The sequence below is a fragment of the Sinorhizobium sp. NG07B genome (genome assembly GCF_002532005.1).
GTDB lineage: Bacteria > Pseudomonadota > Alphaproteobacteria > Rhizobiales > Rhizobiaceae > Sinorhizobium > Sinorhizobium fredii_C.
This window is the reverse complement of record NZ_NWTD01000010.1, coordinates 14,635-33,496: the sequence shown is the minus strand read 5'-3', so window position 1 is coordinate 33,496 and position 18,862 is coordinate 14,635. Positions and strand designations below refer to the sequence as shown.

The window sequence follows — 18,862 nt, the reverse complement described above, 5'->3', positions numbered from 1 at the left end:
GCGTTGCCGTTGCATCGAAGCTCGAATCGGCGCGTTATCAATATTATCTGCTGGTCGTTGTCCGTCGTAAGGGCAGTTGCCTTTAAAATTGTGAGCAACAACAGAGGGGCGGAATGATACGGTTTCTCAGTGGCGCGAAAAGACTTCGTCCGATCACAATAGTGTTGGCGGTTGTACTCGCGAGCTCATGTACACCGGATCCACAGCCTTCGATGGTTCTTCGGGCCGATCGGGTTAGAGCTGCGGCAAACAACAGAGTTGGTGTCGTTGCTTCGATGATCGAGTATTCAGGCCTTCCCGCAAAGCCGAGTCCGGGATCAGCCGACTGGAAGCTCGTCGTCCTTGGGGGGTATGACTATGTGGACGAGGATCTCTGCAAGCCGTTTTTGGACAACCTGTTCGTTGTGGACCGGAAGTTGCGTGCCACGCGCAACCAAGTCTCCGATACGGGAACCGCGGCCATGGCTATAATGTCGATCGCGGGTACTTCTCTAGAGGCGATAGGTTATGTCGCGGCTTCGCTCGGCCTCGCTCAATCGACCATCGACAACTATGAGATCCTACGCCTGGTGGATCTTGGTCCATCACGCGTGCTGCAATTGGTGACCCGCGCTCAGTCTGCCTACCGAGAACAGACGATCAGGCACGCCAACAATTATACCCAAGAGGTGTTGGCTATGAACGCGGTCGCCGGTTACCTAGATCTCTGCCGCGTGCCCACTATCATGTCGCTCATCGACAGGGCTGTCGACAACACAAACTTTGTCGCGGATCGCTCGAGCAACTTGTCCGCGCCACAGCTGTTGACGGTTGGCGGCATACAGGTTTCGCCGAATGCTGCTCTGAGGGCAACCGAGAGAGGTCAGGGAAGGTTCGTACCACTAGGTCCTGATACGCCCGTCGTCGTCACACCAATTGGGAGCAGGAAGATTGGCGGCGCAATAACTAACTTTGAAAAGGCGATTGACCGTTCGGACGGCAAGCTCATTCAGCAGGCTCTTTGCGTAACGGATGACGGAAATTTCGGGGGGCTCGAAAGCAAGACAAGACTTGCCATCGAGCAGTTCAAGCTCGCGTGGAGCAGAACTACTACAATCCCTAGCGGTGATGCTCCCAGAACGATCAATAGCCCGGCCCAGCAACTGGCCATTTTGTCGAAGGGCTCGGCGGCGCTTTGCAACACGTGGCAGAACCATACGTTTGAGATGTTTCTCTTCCCCGAGCCCCGTAACATCAGGGAATTCAAGGGAAGTCTTGCCGCGATAATGAAAGAGCAAAACATCGCTCCAGACGTAGTGGCGAAGATAGAAAGCGGCGACCAGTTCGGGCCAAACTTACGCGAAGCCATCAGAGCTTTCCAGGTAAGCAAGCAGCTACCTGCTACAGGAATTGTGGATAACAAGACTTATGAAGTAATCGAGAGGGCGCGCTCATGACTATCGTTGTCGCGAAATTCACGTTCTTTCTTCGATCGGCTGCTGGTGGAGAACTCACCGAACATCGTGTTCTGGCCGAAACAGAGTTGACAGTACTCGGTGAAGCAAATTCTGCGGACGGTAAGCGATGGATCAATGTTGACGATCACGGCACAGCAGGATGGACGCGCCCAGATAACTTGCGCGAAACCGCGCTCGTCCGATCAATAAATGAAAAGGAACTCGCTGCCGTTTGCGTGGCCGTTGCGAAGGACCTCCAGACGAATGCGGGCTATTTATTGGCTGTTGCCCACGTTGAGAGCCGGGACGACTGGCGTAACGGGGCGATAACAGCCAACTCAGATAGCAAGGGCGCGTTTGCGCCTCATCGGTTCACCAAAGATCGTTGGAAACTGATTGCGGAGAGCGATCGCGGTCGGGAACTAGGATTACGTGAAGCGGGCGTCAGTTTCCCCGATCAGCAATGTCTGGCATTGGGGCTCACGAGCAAGCAGGATTCCGAAATCCTAACACAGAATCTGGAACGCTTCGTCACCTCGCTGGACCTTTACCTCGCTCACATCTTTGGCGCGACGGCTGCTATGGTCCTGCGGGAGCCTTCCGCTCAGGCGAAAAAGCTCAGCGACATCTTGGATAAGCTTGGACTCAGCGCAAACGAGTTGCAAGACCTGCTGGCCAATCGCGGGTTGCTGACAATGAACGCGGGCGCTGACGCAATCGTGTCCACGTTCCTGGAGCGCTGCAGTGGTGCGCTGCAGGCGGGTTTGGATCGGGCGGCGATGCTTCTGCGCGATTTTGCCATTGAACTGCCGGATAGTTCCGACGCCAGCTTCAATGATGTTCCCGCCGATTTCAAAGGTGTGGTGATCAAGATTGAACCTGACGACATCGATGCGCTCAGTCGGTTGTCCAACAAGGAGGTAGGTATTTTCAAACAATTTGGAGAACAGGTATTTATCGATGGGGTGGGCGCAGTCGTCGACACAGTTTTCAACCGTATGATCGATGACACTACCGAATTCGAGAACACCATTCAGGCGGTCATTGACGAGAAGTCACAGTTTTCGCCGATCTTGGAGACGCCAAACAAAACCTGGCGCGAATTGCCACCTTCTGAGGAAGTGTCCACGATAGTCGACGCGCATCTTAAGCGCCGTGCTTCAGGCGGCTCCAGCGTCGTGCTGGGCGCCATGCATTTCTTCAATCCCCACGCATCGAACCCAGCTTGGGGAGCGGAGGTAAAGGCTCATCCGACATTCATCGCGGGGAATCCAGATACCGACTTTGTGCACTATCATGGTTTTCCGAGGAAACAGAACGGGACGCTCTACAAGCCCCCGGGATCCTACGTGATTTTCCATGCGGGCAGGGGACATGCATTCAACGGCGATGGCTCCGCAATGGCCGCTCTGTCGGCTCCCGTAGACGATGAAGATGTGGTCGAGCTTCTACGGGAACATATTTCCAATGGTAAGGTTCGTTTCCAACCGCCGAAGGACAAGTTCCGTGGGATGCTTCTTGGCACGGGACATGATGGTTCAGCAGTTCCACCTCTTCGGAGGCTGGTGCTTCACCTGGCAAGCGTTGTTGATACGTTTATCGAAATAAGCTCAATCGTTCGCCCAAACGGCGGTAGCTTCCATCAAGTGGGGCAAGCCGTGGACATTGGCAATGAGGATGTTGCGGAGAAGCTGTTGCCAAAAGTTGCAATACAATCAGTCGTCGATCGTTTCGGAATTGACGAGATCATCTTCGATTCCCGTAAGATTGGACATAAGACAAACCGCTTCAATTTCAACGGGGGCCGTCCTTTTGCTTTCGACGACGCTACGATCAACCAACACGGAAACCATATGCATTTCGCAGTCAGGGCCTAGTGGATGACATTTCCTCTCCAGGTTTACACGGCGCTGGTGCCGGATCTTTAGTCGAGTGCAGTAGGTGAGCAGCAGCACAATGTAGGCCTACCGAAGCGAATTGAACTGCCCCAGGGCGAATTGGATTCGGGCTTCGAGGTCCATAGACCATAGACCACCTTGGGAGTCCACAAACTCAGCAAAATGATTTGGTACAATAACCCTGTGCATCCCATTCGAGGATTATTGTCCGTATGATTTGAAGGTCTGCCTCCGTGGTGTGGTGCAGCTTCTCTTGCGACGTCATAATTAGCTTGCGCAAAATAGACAGTCTCAAATTGCCCGATGTTTTTCTACACTCTAATATAAGACGCATAATTGCAAGTAGATCATGGGGGAGCCGGGGGGCTGTCGCGGACGAACGGCGAAGGTGGGCAAACCTATTGCCTGTTAGTAGACAAGCATTGCAGCCTCTGGAGAGCGGTTCTTCCAGAGGATTTGTATCCGCTGCCTGAAATCCCCTTGGCATCAGAAAAGCGATCTGACAGAGGAGTGCAACGTGGCCAACAATGAGCAAGCTGTCATTGATTGGAGTGAATTCAATGTTCTTTCTATCACACCGGCGGAAGCCAGGGTTGTCCCACCTGCCGCGTCCCCAGATGGGCGGCAGATATCTATTCTGATCGAAGGTTTTTCTGCGCGGATAGACCTCAAAGCTCAGCCAACAGCGGTATCCATCCTTGCTGGTTCTATAACCCCTAAGATCCCGCCGGGCAGCACCTGGTCTGCGATGCGAGCCGATTTCAGAGGACATGCCATTCTGACAAATGGGGCAAGGACGACCATTCAGTTGGGGCTTGGGCTGGCGAATGAGAGCCAAACACTAACAGCTCCTCTTCCATGCGGAGAGAACAATGTGGAGATCGTACGGTCCGCTCTATAGTCCGGTCGAGGCAACGTTGCCCGATTCCGAGAGCGGGGAAGTAACCTACGGCACGATAACGATTTCCATCATGGTTATTGTCGCATGCATAGGACCAGAAAGCGCAGCGCTCGTCGAATTCGATTCGATCGACCTTGATCTCTGGACGCGCTAGAATTTCTGCCAAAGTTATGCAGCTTTAGGACGAGACGGCGACACAGCAAGCCAAAACCGGCTCTATTGTACGATGGGAATGATCTCTTCCAGCTTGGCAAGGTACGCGTCTGCATTCACCGCTGAGCCCATGCTGTTCGGGTGTATCATCCCATAGACCTTGAGGTACTTGTCCGCGATGAGCGACGTGAGCGATCCGTCTATTTCGCTCTCGACCTTCATTTGGTTCTGAATGAGGTAGCTGTCATTGATGGTGCGGAACCAGCGCGTCGTTTCGGCATATGGATTGAACTCGGACATATAGTCACTGGTCGTGAGTGTATCTTCCCTGGAGACCGTGCCTTCCGCGCAGATACCGTGACCGATCGTGCGCCCGAGGTGGCTGTCAGCGATCGTCCAGTTGCGATTGGCTCGATCGGGCGCCTTTCTGATCGTGGCATTCAATGGCTCGATAACGTTCTTGATGATGCTTTCGCTTTCGCCGGCGGACAACGTCGCGGTCTTTCGCGCCGGGAAGGCCTCGAGTCCCCGTTGCTGGCCGCCTGGATTTGTGCCGCACAGCGCGCCTTTTTGGTCGGTCGCCGGATTGGGGTAAGCACTGATGATGACTCTGCGCGCATCCTTGATGCCTAGGTGCGTCTCCAGGATGCGATCCAGGGTACGGTACTTCTCCGGGAGCGTGTTTTTGATCGTTTCCCTGGCTCGTTCGGGCTTGACGATCTGTCCTGCCAGGCCGAAAAGGCGAGACCTGAACCAGCCTTCCACGATTACGCCGGCTATAATCTTCGAGAAACCGATATCGTTTCCTCCAACCGACAGCAAAACCGCATCGATGGGACGCTTGAAGCCCGATGGGCACCTCGCAAGGAGGGCATCCAGACCATTGGCTTTGTGCAGGCCCTCGAGGTTCTTAGCGTAGGCACCGTTGCGCAGTTCTGATGGCTGATAGATTTCCCTGTAGGGAAATGCTTCCCCAACAGGATCAGTGCATAGCGCACGAATGACCTGGTTTATCTGCGACTCGTCCCATTGATCGAACCGCCCCTGATCACGGCCGGCACGGGAAAACTGGGAGGTATCACCAGTCCCGGCATAGGGGCCGACGATCCCCTCGAGTATTTCGGCGCCGGAGCAGGCAAAGCCGAGAAAGATGGTTTCCTCTTTCGGTCGTCGAGCTGAAAACTGGATTGCCGCTCGCTGCTGAGCTCCGAGCAGCGAGCGGTGGCAGTCACGATCCAGCCATTGGGCTGCGTCCGTTTGCATCATCGAGCTTGTTGCACGCCTCTTCGGAAGCGGGAAAGCACTGTCCCCGTCGAGCTCATTCGACAGTCTCACCGGAATGTCGGGATTGCCTTCGCCGGACGCAAACGAGTCTCCAAGGCCAACGATCAACCGTTCTCGCACCAAGGTGTCGGACCCGGACAAGCTATAGGTCTTCCCCGTTTCGAGCACTTTCACGCTGAGAGTGCTCGAAACGGCGCCGCGCTTGATGTTGATGTTTTTCAGCCAATCGCCGCATCGGATCTTCCAGGCATCGACCGCAGTCCCATCGGTTGACCATTGGCAGGTGAGGGAAGCGACAGACGGATCCGAAATGCGGGCTTTGATGCCGACACGCCCGGACTGGTCGAGCATCGTTCGGTCATAAACGCGATCTCGATTATTCCAGGCCGTGGCGGTAGCGAGCCACGCATCGCGAAGGTGCGAGTTGTTGTCGGGTCTATAGGGGGCGACGAGGCTGTCGCGCATAGTCTGTAGTCGGGTCGCCCCAAGTTTCTGCTCCGAGCAGCTGACCGGATTGGGGGTGGTGGTGCAGGAGGCGTCGACAAAAAGATCGCGCCGGTAATCCCATAGGGATCGATCGACGCGGGCGGGTTTGAAATACTTGTCGTTTTTACCAAAGTCGCCAAACATCTTGAAGGGCCTTCTCAGTTCCCATTCAATTGGCGTAGGCTCTTGTGCGTTAACAAGCGTTGCGTATGATGCGCTTGCGATCAAGGTCGTAAGAAAGAATCGCATATTTGTCAATATCTCTATCGAAAGTGATTTTTCTGAATTTTCTTCTAATGCAATTTTTTAATTGTGTAAATATACGCGAATTGTATAAAACGGAATGTAATTCGAATTGTTATTAAATTTTTATAGATGATACAAGAGGCGTATTTTCTTCTTGGAGAGTGAAGTGACAAAGCCCATGATGAGGGTTGCGTCTCGAAGCTTGCACAGGTTTCTCGATGACATGCGCCTTGCTTGGCTACCGCTGATCGGTTCCGTTGTCTTCCTCGGGTGCCTCGTCCATCCATCGATTATTACAGATCAGCTGGACGAGTTTCTGGTCGACTACGGCCATCGTGCTTCGGAGAACGAGCTTTCCTGAAAGTTCCGTGCCGATTATGGCTGGATTGCTATCCATCCTTGGTCTTTCGTTGACCATGACCTGGTCCACGTCGACGATGCTTATTATGAGGCGCCGTCATGCCCAAAAAAATCTGCTTCCGTTCGTGGTCGGCTTTGGCCCGATCATAGCCTACTTAATCAGCGTCTATCGATCTTCTTCCGGCGCCGAGGTATCTGGGTCGAGCGCCGCGCGCATCCTGCACAATTGGTCACTCGCGGCGCTGGTGACACTTGTCGCAGGTTTGTTTATCTTCGACGCATCGGATGGGCTGGGGCTTCATCCGCTTCTAAAACGGTGGTTACACGCGCCCTGGTTGCTTTGATGCTTTTTTCAATGTTTGTGCTTCTTTCGGGGCCTCAGGTAAAATTCAACATGGCTTGGGATCCCGTTTGACCATGTCAGAGTATGGCAAGATCTCGGCCCGCTTGCACTGATCTGTATTGCCGTTTCGATATGGCTTGTTATTACGACGGCGCTCATCTTCCTCGGACGACGCTGGCGTTTTCCTCTGTTCGCGCCTGTTATAGGTCCTGGTTTACGTCCTTGCCCGGTATTCTGAGGACGACCATCCGGTGTGGCAGCCTCTTACGGCGGCCAATATTGCTGAGAAGTTCCGCGAATATCGCGCCGCATACCCCGTTGTGATCGATCGAGATATCTCTCGGATCTCATCTGTCGGTACCGAGGCTGAAACTGGAAAGCGGTAAGCATTGCGAATGCTGATGGAGGCCCCACGTTGGGTCGTTGTCGGGAGGCTACAACTGAGGGTGCGCCCCGCTTCACGTGCCACGGTGGCCAATTTTAAACCGATATTGTCCCTTGCAATCAATAGTTTAGATGTCGTCCGTTTCTGTTTGCACTTTGGGCTTGCATTAGCAAATAGAAAATTCTAATGTACTAACGAAAAAATTGAGCGGGGCTCATTCATCAAAATATATTCGCCGGGTTTTAACTTCATAGTTCGACGTATTATTTCGCGTTAAACGCTTCGGCAACTTGTCTTTGCATTTTTTGCTGCGAAGACACATCTCCTTTATTGCTGGTTTCATCGTGAGAACATATTGCGGTCATCCGACTCCGCCGGCTGGCGACATGTGAGCTGCCGAGGCTCGAACGGAATGGCCCACGCTTATCAACGCCTTCCGTGTACCGGCGGGCCCACTAAGCGGCTAAGCCTTACGTCCCAAAATGTACAGTGTCCAAAAGGTTCGTAATGTAGAAGCATAAAGCGTCTGAGGAATCAGAAGAGTTTGCAGCGAGCAGCGGTTGAGTTAGGCGAGGATCATTATATGAAGTATGCAGCACTCGCTACTGTTGTTGCCGTCCTTACTCTCGTGACGGTGCGGGCCGCACTGGCACAAGTGCCCCCTCATGCGCCTGGGACTATCTGTCTGACACCCACGTTCTGGTGTTGGGCGAACCCCCCGGGACCACCGGGAGCCCATTGTGGCTGCTACACCTCCTACGGATTCGTTCCGGGAGTGCTTGGCTGATGGCTGGAGTAGTTGCACATGCCTACCGAACAAGATCTAGCGGAACTGACGTCGCTTCTCAACGACGCGAAACTCATAGCGTCTTACAGCCAGCGGGCAGGCCGCCTTCGCAACGCCGAACTTCTAGATGCGATTAGGACGTATGAAAACCTGACGGTGAAAACGTGGGGCGCGTCCGAAACCGTCGCCCTTCAACAAGCCGTAAACCAGGCGATCGGGCAATTGCATCCGATTTCGCTCCTGGATCTGCGCCGAAACAACCCATTCGATGAGCAAACTACGGGTGACAGTGTCAGAAGATATGTTCTGATAGCGGCCTCTATACTCTTGATGGCAATCACTGCGTATTTCACCGTACTCTACAACAGAGGAACGGAATTAGTTTCGCTGGTGGAAAAGATAAATGGGGATCATCCAGCAGAAAAGATGGCGGCGGTTGCCCGTGAATGGCGTAGTGCGAAATTTGATTCGGACAAGAATAGTGCTGAGACCTACTACAAGATGCTTGATGAACTCCGGCAACTTGATTTTCAGGTGAAAGATTATTTGGCCCAATACAGGTCCTATACAGAAGCGCTCCCGATCGTTGGCGCAACCCCTGCGATGGCGAGCTCCCACAGCGATGGTTCGAGAACAATAAGTCAGGATAAGCTCCCCGAAATCCCATGCGGAGAAAGTGAGGCGGAACCCGTCGGCAAGCTAGTGGCGGAGTTTTTGCAGAAGCCCCCCGGAAGTATCTTGGGAGAGAATAAAAAGCTGATCGTTAACTTTGCATGCGCCGAAGGATTTATTATTTCCCCTTACTCTTTGCCGTATCTGGCGTCTCTCGGCGCGGACATCAAAGAGGCGATCTCGATAATGGGCATGTGGGTCTTGCCTGGCCTCTACGGAGCCTTAGGTGCCCTGGTTTTTTACATGCGATCGATCCTCAACCCTGTTCTTCCAGATCCGCCGATTGAGAAAATCGCCCACAGAGTGGCGCTTGGTGGCTTTGCTGGAATTATCTTTGCTTGGTTTTGGGCTCCACAGCCAAGCGACCTAGAGCGCTTTGTGGGTCTTTCCGTCAATTCGTTTGCTTTCGCATTTATCATTGGCTTCAGCATCGACGTTTTCTTTGCGCTTTTAGATAGGCTTGTGACCTCGGTCCAAGGATTGGTCAGCGAGCCACCACAAGGCTCGTCTAATACCGGCGCATGAGACCCCTTTGGTGGCAGAATCTGCCCATACGATTTTGTGCACCGTTGGTCTGTACATCATCCAATTTCCACTGCAGGTGGTGGTCGGTTCGAGATCCGGTGGATAACAAGGCGAGCTAGAAACTCGGGCAAGTTTCAACAGAACGGGGAGGGGGCCGTGTCGAACCTGGCTGGACTGCTGGTGAAGGTTTCCGGCGATGGTAGCCGGTTCGCGGATGACATGCGCAGATCTCTGGGCGTGACAGGTGGAGCGGTCGAAACAATACTGACGGTTCCGGCGAGTGCGACGCAAGGGCTTGGGCTCGGGCGGGGCGGGTCTTCAACTTGGATGCGGGTAGGCACGTCTGTTCCGGATCTCGAGAATCCTTGGGACAGAGCTCACGCCACACTCGATACGGCGCAGCCATTCTCCATCGGCGCTCTGCCTGGCGTCGAGGCGGTCGAGCCCGACCTCCCGCAGCAATGGATCACCGAGCGTAGCCAGTCAGCTGGGTCTATGCCGGCGGCCGCGGATGTTTGCGGCTTTGACGATCAAGATAAAAAGGGAAGGAAGGCACCAGGACCAGGTCCCGCATGGAGTCTTGGTGACCAATACAGCCAGCTCCAGGAGGCACGGACCAGGGTCGGTGAGAAGTTGGAGCGGATCCTCATCGCCCACCTGGACACTGGCTATGACCCGGGACAGATTACATTGCCCCGGTATTTGAAGCATGAGTGGGAGCGCAATTTTGTGTCGGACGGGCACGGACGCGACGATGCCAGTGATCACGCTCCGCAAGGTGACCTGCTTGCCAGCCGCGGGCATGGTACTGGTACTCTAAGTCTTCTCGCGGGCAACATGCTCGATGGTAGTTCACCAGGTTGGGGCGGCTATACCGATTTTGTCGGTGGAGCGCCATTCGCGCAGATCCTGCCGATCCGGATAGCGGACTGGGTCGTGCGTTTCACCACCGGAACGCTGGTGCAGGGTTTTGGCTATGCCTGTGAAAAGGGCGCGCGCGTCCTTTCCATGAGTATGGGAGGCTTTTCCTCCCAAGCGCTCGCTGATGCGGTCAACCTCGCCTATGACTTTGGCGTCGTAATGGTGACTGCCGCCGGCAATAATTTTGCGGGTGTGCTGATGCCAAAGACGGTCGTCTATCCTGCCCGCTTCAGGCGGGTGCTGGCGGCCTGTGGGGTCATGGCCGATGGTCGGCCCTACTCCAATCTTGAATTGGGCACGATGCAGGGCAATTTTGGCCCGGCGAGCAAAATGGACACCGCACTTGGTGCGTTTACGCCGAACGTTCCCTGGGCGCAAATCGATTGCGGCAAGGTAGTCGACATGGATGGCGCGGGCACCTCCGCGGCCACGCCGCAGATTGCCGCCGCTGCTGCCCTCTGGCTCGCCGAGCACTGGGATATTGCAGGCGCCTATTCTGAGCCCTGGATGCGGGTCGAAGCGGTGCGCCACGCCTTGTTCACGGCGGCCTCAAAATCGACGCCTCGTATGTCCAGAGAGGAGGCGCAAAGGACACTCGGTCAGGGAGTAATGCGTGCACGCGAAGCTCTGGACGTCGCACCGTTGTCAGAAGCGGAGCTGCGCGCAAGGAAGCTACCGCCGGCCCGCTCGACCCTCGGTTGGCTCGATGGGGTCTTCGGCGGCGGCGTCAGTCTCGCAGGGGCTGATGAGATCACGCGCAAGCGCCCTGAAATGCTGGCGCTCGAGCTCACGCAGATGGCACAGCGCATTGCTCAAATCGACGAGGCGATCGGCGATCCGGACCTGCCGGAAGAACGAATCAGCGCCGCGGCGCGTAATCGCTATCTCGAAGCGGCGCTCGATCTCGGCAATCCTTCGAAGCCGCTGAGAGCGGCGCTGATCCAAATGCTTGGACGAGAACCGATGGTGCCTGCGGCGAGCGTGGTCGCCCCGTCTCCAATCAAGCGGAAGGTAAGGGAGCCTGGTATTCCGCATCGCAGACTTCGGGTCTATGCGCTGGATCCAAGTGTCGCCAAATCGCTTGCTTCGGTGGCGGTGAACGAGTGTGTTCTATCCGTCCCGTGGGACGACGCGCCGCTGACGAAGGATCCACTTCAATCTGGGCCGGTTGGCGAATATCTCGAAGTCGTCGACATCGACTCGGCATCGAACCGCATCTACGAGCCAGTGGATCTCAATGCTAAGATGTTGCTTGCACAGGATGGCTGGCCGCCATCGGAGGGCAATCCGCAGTTCCACCAGCAGATGGTCTATGCGGTGGCGATGACGACTATTCGGCAGTTTGAGCAGGCATTGGGCCGGCGCGCCCTTTGGGCACCCCGATTTGTCAGCCACGTCGACCGGGATGGCAAAGAGCAGTCGAAGGCCTATGAGGTACCGCGGCTACGCATCTATCCGCACGCGTTTCGGGGCCCGAATGCATACTACAGTCCCGAGAAGAAGGCTTTGCTGTTCGGTTATTTCCAGGCCGACTCCCGTGATGGCGACGCAACAGCACCTGGTTCGATGGTCTTTTCCTGTCTTTCGAGCGATATCATCGCTCATGAGATGTCGCACGCTCTACTCGACGGTCTGCATCGCCGATTTCAGGATGCGTCGAATCCTGACGTGCCGGCGTTCCATGAGGCCTTCGCCGACATTGTGGCGTTGTTTCAGCATTTTACCGTCACCGAACTCGTTCGGTTCGAGATCGCGCGGGCGAGGGGCAAGCTTACCGCCATGTCCTTGCTTGGTGGTCTGGCTAAGCAGTTCGGTGAGGGCGGCTCCCGCCGTGGGCCGTTGCGCAACTACACCGATCCTGCCGCACAGGGTATGCGCTACGAGGATACCTTGGAGCCTCACGATCGAGGTTCTATCCTCGTTTTCGCTGTTTACGAGTCCTTCCTCAATATCGTCAATCGGCGGGTCGGCGATCTGTTGCGGATTGCGAGCAACGGAACAGGAATCTTGCCGAAGGGAGCATTGCACCCTGATCTCGTCAACCGACTGGCCGATGAGACCAGCAAGACGGCGGGGCACGTGCTTCGTATGTGCATCCGGGCGCTCGATTATGCGCCACCGGTCGACATCACCTTCGGTGAATACCTCCGCGCGCTCATTACCGCCGATATTGATCACGTGCCGGACGATGTATACGGCTACCGAACCGCCTTTATGGAAGCCTTCCGCAATCGCGGCATCCTCCCGCGGGATATGCGCACAATCTCCGAGGAATCGCTCGCTTGGGGAACTCTGGATGAACCGCGGCCACCATGGTTGAAGGGGCTTCTGAAGGGAGTCGATCTGAGTTGGGACCAGGGGTCCGACCGCTCGGCGATTTTTGCGCGCAACGAGAAGAACCGTTGGATCCTTTTTGATCGCATGAAAAAGCTGTTTGCCAACGAGCCAAGCGTCTATAGGCACTTTGGCCTCGTTCCCGACGTGCCGCGATACGACCGCTTTGCGAACGTCACCAAGACTCCGCCGCTGGGCGAAACTACCTTCGAAGTGCACGGATTGCGTCCCGCCCGGCGTGTTTGCTCGGACGGCACGTTCCGGACCGAGTTTGTTGCCGTCATAACCCAGCGGCAGGCGATCCCGCTAGACGGCAAGAATGTCGCTGATGGCTTCTATTGGTTCCGTGGTGGTGCGACTTTGATCCTCGACCCCCGGCCAGGCAATGAAAAGATCCGTTATGTCATTGTCAAGAACGGTGGTAGCACGTCGCGTCAGGCCCGGCAAAAGCATATGGCGATGAACAGTTTGGGTTCGCCGCTGCACAGCCTTTATTTCGGTCGAACGCAAGACGAGCCATTTGCGATAATGCATGGCAGCCACGAGGTGCGCGACCATGGCTAGAGCATCAGACAAGATCACTGCATCAACCCCCCGCCACCGCATACCGGGCGAGACTGCAGAGGTAGCAGCCCGGCGCCGGATCGCGGTGCTCGCGGCCGAAGCGGCCTCTAAATCCAAGCCGGCGTTTCTGACTGTACGCCACTATTGCCAAGGATTGGGTGACTGCCATCTCCTCAAGTTTCGCAGGGCAGATGGTTCCGATTTCTTCATGCTGATCGATTGCGGCATTCACAGTTCGGTCAAGGGAGGCTCCCAAAAAGTCGACGCGGTGGTAGCAGATATCGCTTCGGTTACCAAAAGGCTCGACGTCCTTGTCATTACCCATGAGCACATAGACCATCTTTCAGGGTTCCTGTCGGCGGCCGATAAGTTCAAGCAACTGACGATCGGCGAGGTCTGGATGGGCTGGACCGAGAATCCGCGCGACGCTCAGGCGCGCAAGTTGGATGAATTCAAGGGCCAGGCTCTTGCTGTCCTCGGCGAAGCCGGGCGCCAGCTCGATTCAGTCAAAAGCCTCAACGCACATCTCGCCAATGTGCGCGATGGCCTTGAGGCCATCTTAGGATTTAATTTTGGAGTTAAGGGCGAGCGTGTTCGGGCGGCGCGGGATGCGGCTGCGGCCTTGGCGACGAAGGGCATCAGATATCTTGAGCCATCGAGTGGGGTGCTATCCCTAGAAGGCGTCGACGGTCTGCGCATTTATGTGCTAGGTCCGCCACGCGACGAAACACTGCTCAAGATCGCAGCGCGTGAGAGCGAGATGTACGATATTGGCGGTGGCGCCGGCTCTCCGCTTATCGCGGCGTTTCGCGGCGCTTTCAACCTTTCGAGCGACGGTACCGGCGATAGCGGTGCACCTTTTGATCTCAACGTCGGTATGCCGCTAAATAAGGTTCTTGGAACGCCAGAAGGCGACGAGGAGCATCAGGTCGCTGATTTTCTCGAAAAGCACTACTGCGGGCCACCACCTCAGAGTTCCGGGCAAACTGCGGCTGCGCGCAAAGCGGCCCGCGACATAGATCCTAATCTCACGGACCACTCCTGGCGCCGGATCGACCTCGACTGGCTGGCTGCGAGCGCCACTCTTGCGATGCAGCTCGACGACGTGACAAACAACACCAGCCTCGTACTTGCTTTCGAGTCGGTGGAAACGGGTCGAGTGATGCTATTCGTGGGTGATGCTCAGATCGGCAGTTGGCTCAGCTGGCAGGATCTGAAATGGGCAGTTGGGTCGGATGAAGTGACCGGGTCCGATCTTCTGGCGCGGGCTGTCTATTACACGGTTGGCCATCACGGCAGCCACAATGCGACTGCGAAAGCGAAGGGGCTGCAACTGATGATCAACAGAGATCTGTCAGCCTTTATTCCAACCAATGAGCAGGATGCAAAGAAGGTCGGATGGGGCGAAATGCCCTTCCACTCGATCCTTAAGGATCTCGACATTCGCACGCAGGGGCGAACTGTTCGCGCTGACGATGCTTGGGTGAGCAGCGGAAAGCTCCCGCTCGGACTGAGCGCCCCGTCCGGTTCGCTCCAGGCAGTTCGCTGCAATGGGGGTCTGTGGGTAGAGTTTGACCTCGCTTAGGTCGCAGTTGCAAGAAGTATATTCGTGAAGTCCAGTTTTTCGAGAGCACGCAACTCGTCCGCTTAGGATATATGTAGCGATGGTTTTAGTAAATTCCCGGCATGGACACAGAGATCAGTGATTCTGGCTTTCGATTTAGGTTGAGACCATGACCGTCTCTGAGAATAGTAGTTATAGTATACAGTATATGGTAAGTAATAGCTGCGTTTTCGATAGTCATATTAGCTTTGGAGGGTGAGATGTCAGCGAGTGCCTACGCACAGCGACTGGTTGCGGTCGCGCGAGGAGAGCACAGTAGCTTTGCCGGCTTTCTTGAATCGGATGATCCGCTGCGCAGGAGGATTTATCGTACGTACCTGGTTGATCTGGCCGTGGCGGACCCAGATGACGAACTTGGCTGGAACATGCCAAGTAACATATCGAGTTGGGCTTGGTCAGCAACTTTCATATCCTGGTGTGTCCTGGCAGCAGGTGCAAGAAATGGCGAATTCGACCTGTCCATTCGGCACGCGAAGTACATAAAGAATTCTATCGAGAATGCTGATTCCGAGACCGGGGTATTTCGGGCGCGCAGGATAACCGAATATGCGCCGAAGGTCGGAGATTTGATTTGTGGCAATCGCGGCGGAGGGACCGTCACCTATGATCAGGCACGAAATCTCGAGAGCTACAATTCGCATGGCGCAATCGTCATTGAATTCACGATCGAGAATGGGATCCGCTACGCATTGACCGTCGGCGGCAACGAGTCTGATTCAATCCGCATCAAAAAGGTGAGATTGACCGCCAACGGCTATGTGAAGCAACGCAGTCCCGACCCATACATTTGCGTGATCGAGAATCTTAAAGAGGTCGACGGGTCGTTCGACCACGATCATGTTTCGACACATGAAGAGGCGGCAGGTGCCGCGACATCTCTTGCAGCTTCGTTTAGGAGGCATGGCACGTTTGTGTACGATCCGATCGCAACAATAGCCGAATACGGCTCAGCGGCCAATGTTGCTGCAGCTGCAAAGCGCGCGGGTATGACACACGTTTGGCTTCGCGTTCATGGTCGTACGGCGCCAAGCAATGGTACCCGGAGTGCAAATCAATCCCTTGTCAACGCTTTTGCTGCGCAGGACATTGCATGCGCAGCTTGGGGATGGTGCCAAGGCGAGAATCCCAGCGCCGAGGCCGCGCTCGCCCTCAGAGAGACTGAACGGCTCGGTCTCAGCGATTACATCGCCGACATCGAGCCCGGTCACAACAATTCAGAATGGTCCGCCAGTGAAATTGCTTCATTCTGCAAAGCCGTCCGGAGGAATCTGCCGGGTTTATTTGCTGTGTCAGGCTTCGCTCTAATTGATTGGCACGAGCCTCACCTGTACGCGGCTGCGCTTCCGTATGTCGATGCCTTCGCGCCGCAAGTTTATTGGTTCAACTATCCGAACACGAGAATGCGGAACCAATTCAGACGGCCAGACGGAACCTTCTATGAGCTCGACTTTGCGGGTGCGTACGCAGATTTGTGCATCGATCGATGGACCGCCATGATGGGTAACACGCCCAAGCCGCTCATACTGACTGGGCAAGCCTATTGGGGCGAAGGTGACTTCGATCAACGGGACGCGGAGGCTAAGCTAAAAGAATTTCTCGCCGGCTGGTCCGACTTCCGTAGGATCGCGGGCCTAAACTGGTGGCACTTTGGAGCGGGAACAGGAATGAGCCATTCGATGCATGAAGAGATCGTTTCTGCTGATCTTGGTTCCAAGCTGTACGGCTAGATCACGGACGATCGGTCACCTCAAGAAATGGTCGCCGCGCGCTCTGTACGACGCGCGGCGATCTGCACGAATTTCGGATAGCCGTACGTCAGGACTAGGGTCGCGAGCAGAGGAGTCATGATCGTGACCCTTGGCACAAGCCAGATGTTCTCGTTCTGTGCTTCGAAAGTCGCATAATGTATCGACTGGAACCCCGGTGCATCTGGTCACGGAGCTGGGGAAGTAGGTTTGCGGTACCGCTTGATGCCGCCCACAAACCGATCTGATAGGCGCAGAAGAGAAAAGAAAAAGGGCCGTCGGAAAAACCGCGGCCCATGAGTTTTGAAGGTATGAACCTCCAGAGGGGAACAGTTGTTGCAGCGGAACTGGGAGGAAAACCGCCATGTGCATCAACTGTGCGCAGCATGATCGTTTTTTGATCATTTGGGAAACGTTTTTTGTGCAATGCAGCTATGCAAATCCCGGCCGTGCCGGTCGAGTGGCCACCGTTCGCGTCAGCTTGGCTCGACATGTCCGTATCAGAAGAGACCTCAGCTCTCCTCCCGCCTGGGCGATATCTTCCTCGACCGAAACCTCCTCCCCGGTACAAAGCACGCGCTTGTCGATCTCGCGAATCCGATCCGCTTCCGCCGCCGGCCGAATGTCGTAATCCGTGCGGCCGATCAGGTCGCCCGGTCTTCGCCCGACCAGCAGGGGAGGACCTCGAGATCGGCGCCGAAAGTCAAATGCTACTCCGATGATCTCAGTTGCGGTTTCTCATACTGCCTCACATGACCGTAGCGGAAAGCGCGTTGCCGTTATTATTGGCTCCGCAGCGGCCGAGCCGGGATCTGATCCGTGGTTCAGAGGCGAAATGGCGCGCACTGGCACCATTTCAACAGCCTAGAGTGGCAGCAGTTAACAAGAAATTGACGGCTCGGTCCTGAGAACGAAGTTGTGCAAACCTTGCAAATCACATGAGGTTTCCCATGGATTCCGCTCTCGTCGTGATAAGGTGTTGAAGGGCGCCTCTGCCAATAGGCGGCTTTGTCAGCCCGTCTTTCACTCGGGCGAAAACCGGCTTCAAACCTATCCGGGTCACAAAGATAACCGGGCGGGGAACAATGGCTCAACAGCATCTCCGTCGGGCTTGCTCAAGGTGAGATTATGAAAACACCCTGGAAATTCCTTGCCCAACTGACGTCGCGCCGACCGTCGGCGAAAGCGCAGCAGAGTTCGATCGGGAATAGCGCCGATTCCAAGGCTTTCGAGAGCGAAGCGGAGCATACGCCCGCACTTCGGCTGAGTTTGAGGGTCGCTGCCAGCCCACCTGCTCATGATGAGGAAGTCTCGGTTGATCACGCGTCGATGGCATCGGATAAGGCGAAAGGCGATGACGATGTCGCGCAGGCGCTAAAACAGGCTATTGATGCTGAAGCGGCTCAAACAACCGCGCGTCATCAGGTCGACCATTCAGGTGCCGAAGCGAATTCATTGGTTCCAAACAGCGCGGCAAGCACAAAGTCGCATGGCAAACCGCGGGTCAAGCGTCGAGAACGTGGTAAGAACGCCAACGGCGAGTCGACTGCGCAGAGCGCTGTCGCCCCAAAGTCCCATCAAAGCTTGCAGGCCTCGTCTTCACGTGACTTGTTCTTCCAGCAAGCGGCAACACTCGATGAAGAAATCAAAATGCTGAGGATCCACCTCGCTCATAAGCTTCAGCTGCAGAACGGTCAGCTTAAGAAGATGCTCGAGCGGTTCGACGTATCGTGAGCTTGGCGGCGCTCCCGATAAGCGTGCACTTGCGTCATCTTTGCCTGGCGGCGAAGGCCTCGCCGCCGCCACTCACTTAAAAGAGTGCGGGAGCTGCTGAGCAGGCAGCCATCAATCGGCTCAGTGTGTACTCGCCGCTGGGCGCGCTGCATTCTTAGGACAGCCCCGCGACAATACTCAACCCAAGTCGTCGCGAATCGCTGCTTGATAGTCGTTGATGAGCTTTGCGGCGAGCGCTTCAGCTTCGTATTGCGTGTCCAAAGTGCGTCAGTGAAAAAACGGGAAGCAGAGGGCCAAGCAACTGACGTTGACGATCGCGCTTGCCATGACGGCGGCATGATCTCTAGGAGGAGGTGCCCTGCAGCATCCCTACCGCGCTCGCGCCGAACCACATGGGTCGCCACGATCGTCGAGCTGGGCGCTAGTAGTAAGCAGAGCGCCGATTATTTCACGTGAGAGCGGGG

General features: G+C 55.6%; 11 protein-coding genes. 9 read left to right on the top strand and 2 right to left on the bottom strand.

Features of this window, described 5'->3' with window-relative positions; genetic code table 11:
- The first annotated feature begins 113 nt into the window (after positions 1–113).
- The 3 genes from CO664_RS24060 (at position 114) to CO664_RS30345 (ending at position 4,235) form a co-directional block, all read left to right on the top strand.
- A complete protein-coding gene (locus CO664_RS24060) occupies positions 114–1,436 on the top strand; it encodes a peptidoglycan-binding domain-containing protein (protein ID WP_097540136.1) in 1,323 nt (440 codons plus the stop codon).
- Positions 1,433–3,313 (top strand): cell wall hydrolase, encoded by a 1,881-nt coding sequence (locus CO664_RS24055; protein WP_097540135.1) that lies wholly within the window; start codon positions 1,433–1,435, stop codon positions 3,311–3,313. The genes CO664_RS24060 and CO664_RS24055 overlap by 4 nt, the downstream gene beginning before the upstream one ends.
- Positions 3,314–3,851: 538 nt before the next feature.
- The gene (locus CO664_RS30345; RefSeq protein WP_141471766.1) at positions 3,852–4,235 is read left to right on the top strand and encodes a hypothetical protein; all 384 of its coding nucleotides are present in this window, start codon (positions 3,852–3,854) and stop codon (positions 4,233–4,235) included.
- A 216-nt stretch (positions 4,236–4,451) separates the two neighbouring features.
- Here CO664_RS30345 and CO664_RS24045 read toward each other — a convergent pair whose 3' ends face one another.
- Positions 4,452–6,302, bottom strand: a complete 1,851-nt coding sequence (locus CO664_RS24045; RefSeq protein WP_141471763.1) for a hypothetical protein — start codon at positions 6,300–6,302, stop codon at positions 4,452–4,454.
- A 470-nt stretch (positions 6,303–6,772) separates the two neighbouring features.
- On the opposite strand from CO664_RS24045, the gene CO664_RS24035 reads away from it, so the two are divergent.
- The 5 genes from CO664_RS24035 (at position 6,773) to CO664_RS24015 (ending at position 16,646) form a co-directional block, all read left to right on the top strand.
- Positions 6,773–7,108: a hypothetical protein gene (locus CO664_RS24035; protein ID WP_141471761.1), complete on the top strand. Its 336-nt coding sequence runs from the start codon at positions 6,773–6,775 to the stop codon at positions 7,106–7,108.
- Between the two features lie 1,189 nt (positions 7,109–8,297).
- Positions 8,298–9,476, top strand: a complete 1,179-nt coding sequence (locus CO664_RS24030; RefSeq protein WP_097540130.1) for a hypothetical protein — start codon at positions 8,298–8,300, stop codon at positions 9,474–9,476.
- Positions 9,477–9,632: 156 nt separating this feature from the next.
- Positions 9,633–13,295, top strand: a complete 3,663-nt coding sequence (locus CO664_RS24025; protein ID WP_234820324.1) for a S8 family serine peptidase — start codon at positions 9,633–9,635, stop codon at positions 13,293–13,295.
- Positions 13,288–14,880 carry a hypothetical protein gene (locus CO664_RS24020; protein WP_097540129.1) on the top strand — a complete coding sequence of 531 codons (1,593 nt, stop codon included), beginning with the start codon at positions 13,288–13,290 and terminating at the stop codon, positions 14,878–14,880. Before CO664_RS24025 ends, CO664_RS24020 begins: the two co-directional genes overlap by 8 nt.
- Positions 14,881–15,119: 239 nt before the next feature.
- On the top strand, positions 15,120–16,646 hold the full coding sequence (locus tag CO664_RS24015; protein ID WP_097540128.1) for a DUF2272 domain-containing protein: 1,527 nt from the start codon (positions 15,120–15,122) through the stop codon (positions 16,644–16,646).
- Positions 16,647–17,096: 450 nt separating this feature from the next.
- Here CO664_RS24015 and CO664_RS31325 read toward each other — a convergent pair whose 3' ends face one another.
- Positions 17,097–17,336: a PAS domain-containing protein gene (locus tag CO664_RS31325; RefSeq protein ID WP_272939100.1), complete on the bottom strand. Its 240-nt coding sequence runs from the start codon at positions 17,334–17,336 to the stop codon at positions 17,097–17,099.
- Between the two features lie 456 nt (positions 17,337–17,792).
- Between CO664_RS31325 and CO664_RS24000 the strand changes: the two genes are divergently transcribed.
- The gene (locus CO664_RS24000) at positions 17,793–18,398 is read left to right on the top strand and encodes a hypothetical protein (RefSeq protein WP_097540127.1); all 606 of its coding nucleotides are present in this window, start codon (positions 17,793–17,795) and stop codon (positions 18,396–18,398) included.
- The last annotated feature ends 464 nt before the right edge of the window (positions 18,399–18,862 follow it).

Coding starts and splice junctions, on each gene's coding strand:
- CO664_RS24000 (WP_097540127.1), top strand. CDS start 17,793: ATGAAAACACCCTGGAAATTCCTTGCCCAACTGACGTCGCGCCGACCG.
- CO664_RS24015 (WP_097540128.1), top strand. CDS start 15,120: ATGTCAGCGAGTGCCTACGCACAGCGACTGGTTGCGGTCGCGCGAGGA.
- CO664_RS24030 (WP_097540130.1), top strand. CDS start 8,298: ATGCCTACCGAACAAGATCTAGCGGAACTGACGTCGCTTCTCAACGAC.
- CO664_RS24055 (WP_097540135.1), top strand. CDS start 1,433: ATGACTATCGTTGTCGCGAAATTCACGTTCTTTCTTCGATCGGCTGCT.
- CO664_RS24045 (WP_141471763.1), bottom strand. CDS start 6,302: ATGTTTGGCGACTTTGGTAAAAACGACAAGTATTTCAAACCCGCCCGC.
- CO664_RS24060 (WP_097540136.1), top strand. CDS start 114: ATGATACGGTTTCTCAGTGGCGCGAAAAGACTTCGTCCGATCACAATA.
- CO664_RS24020 (WP_097540129.1), top strand. CDS start 13,288: ATGGCTAGAGCATCAGACAAGATCACTGCATCAACCCCCCGCCACCGC.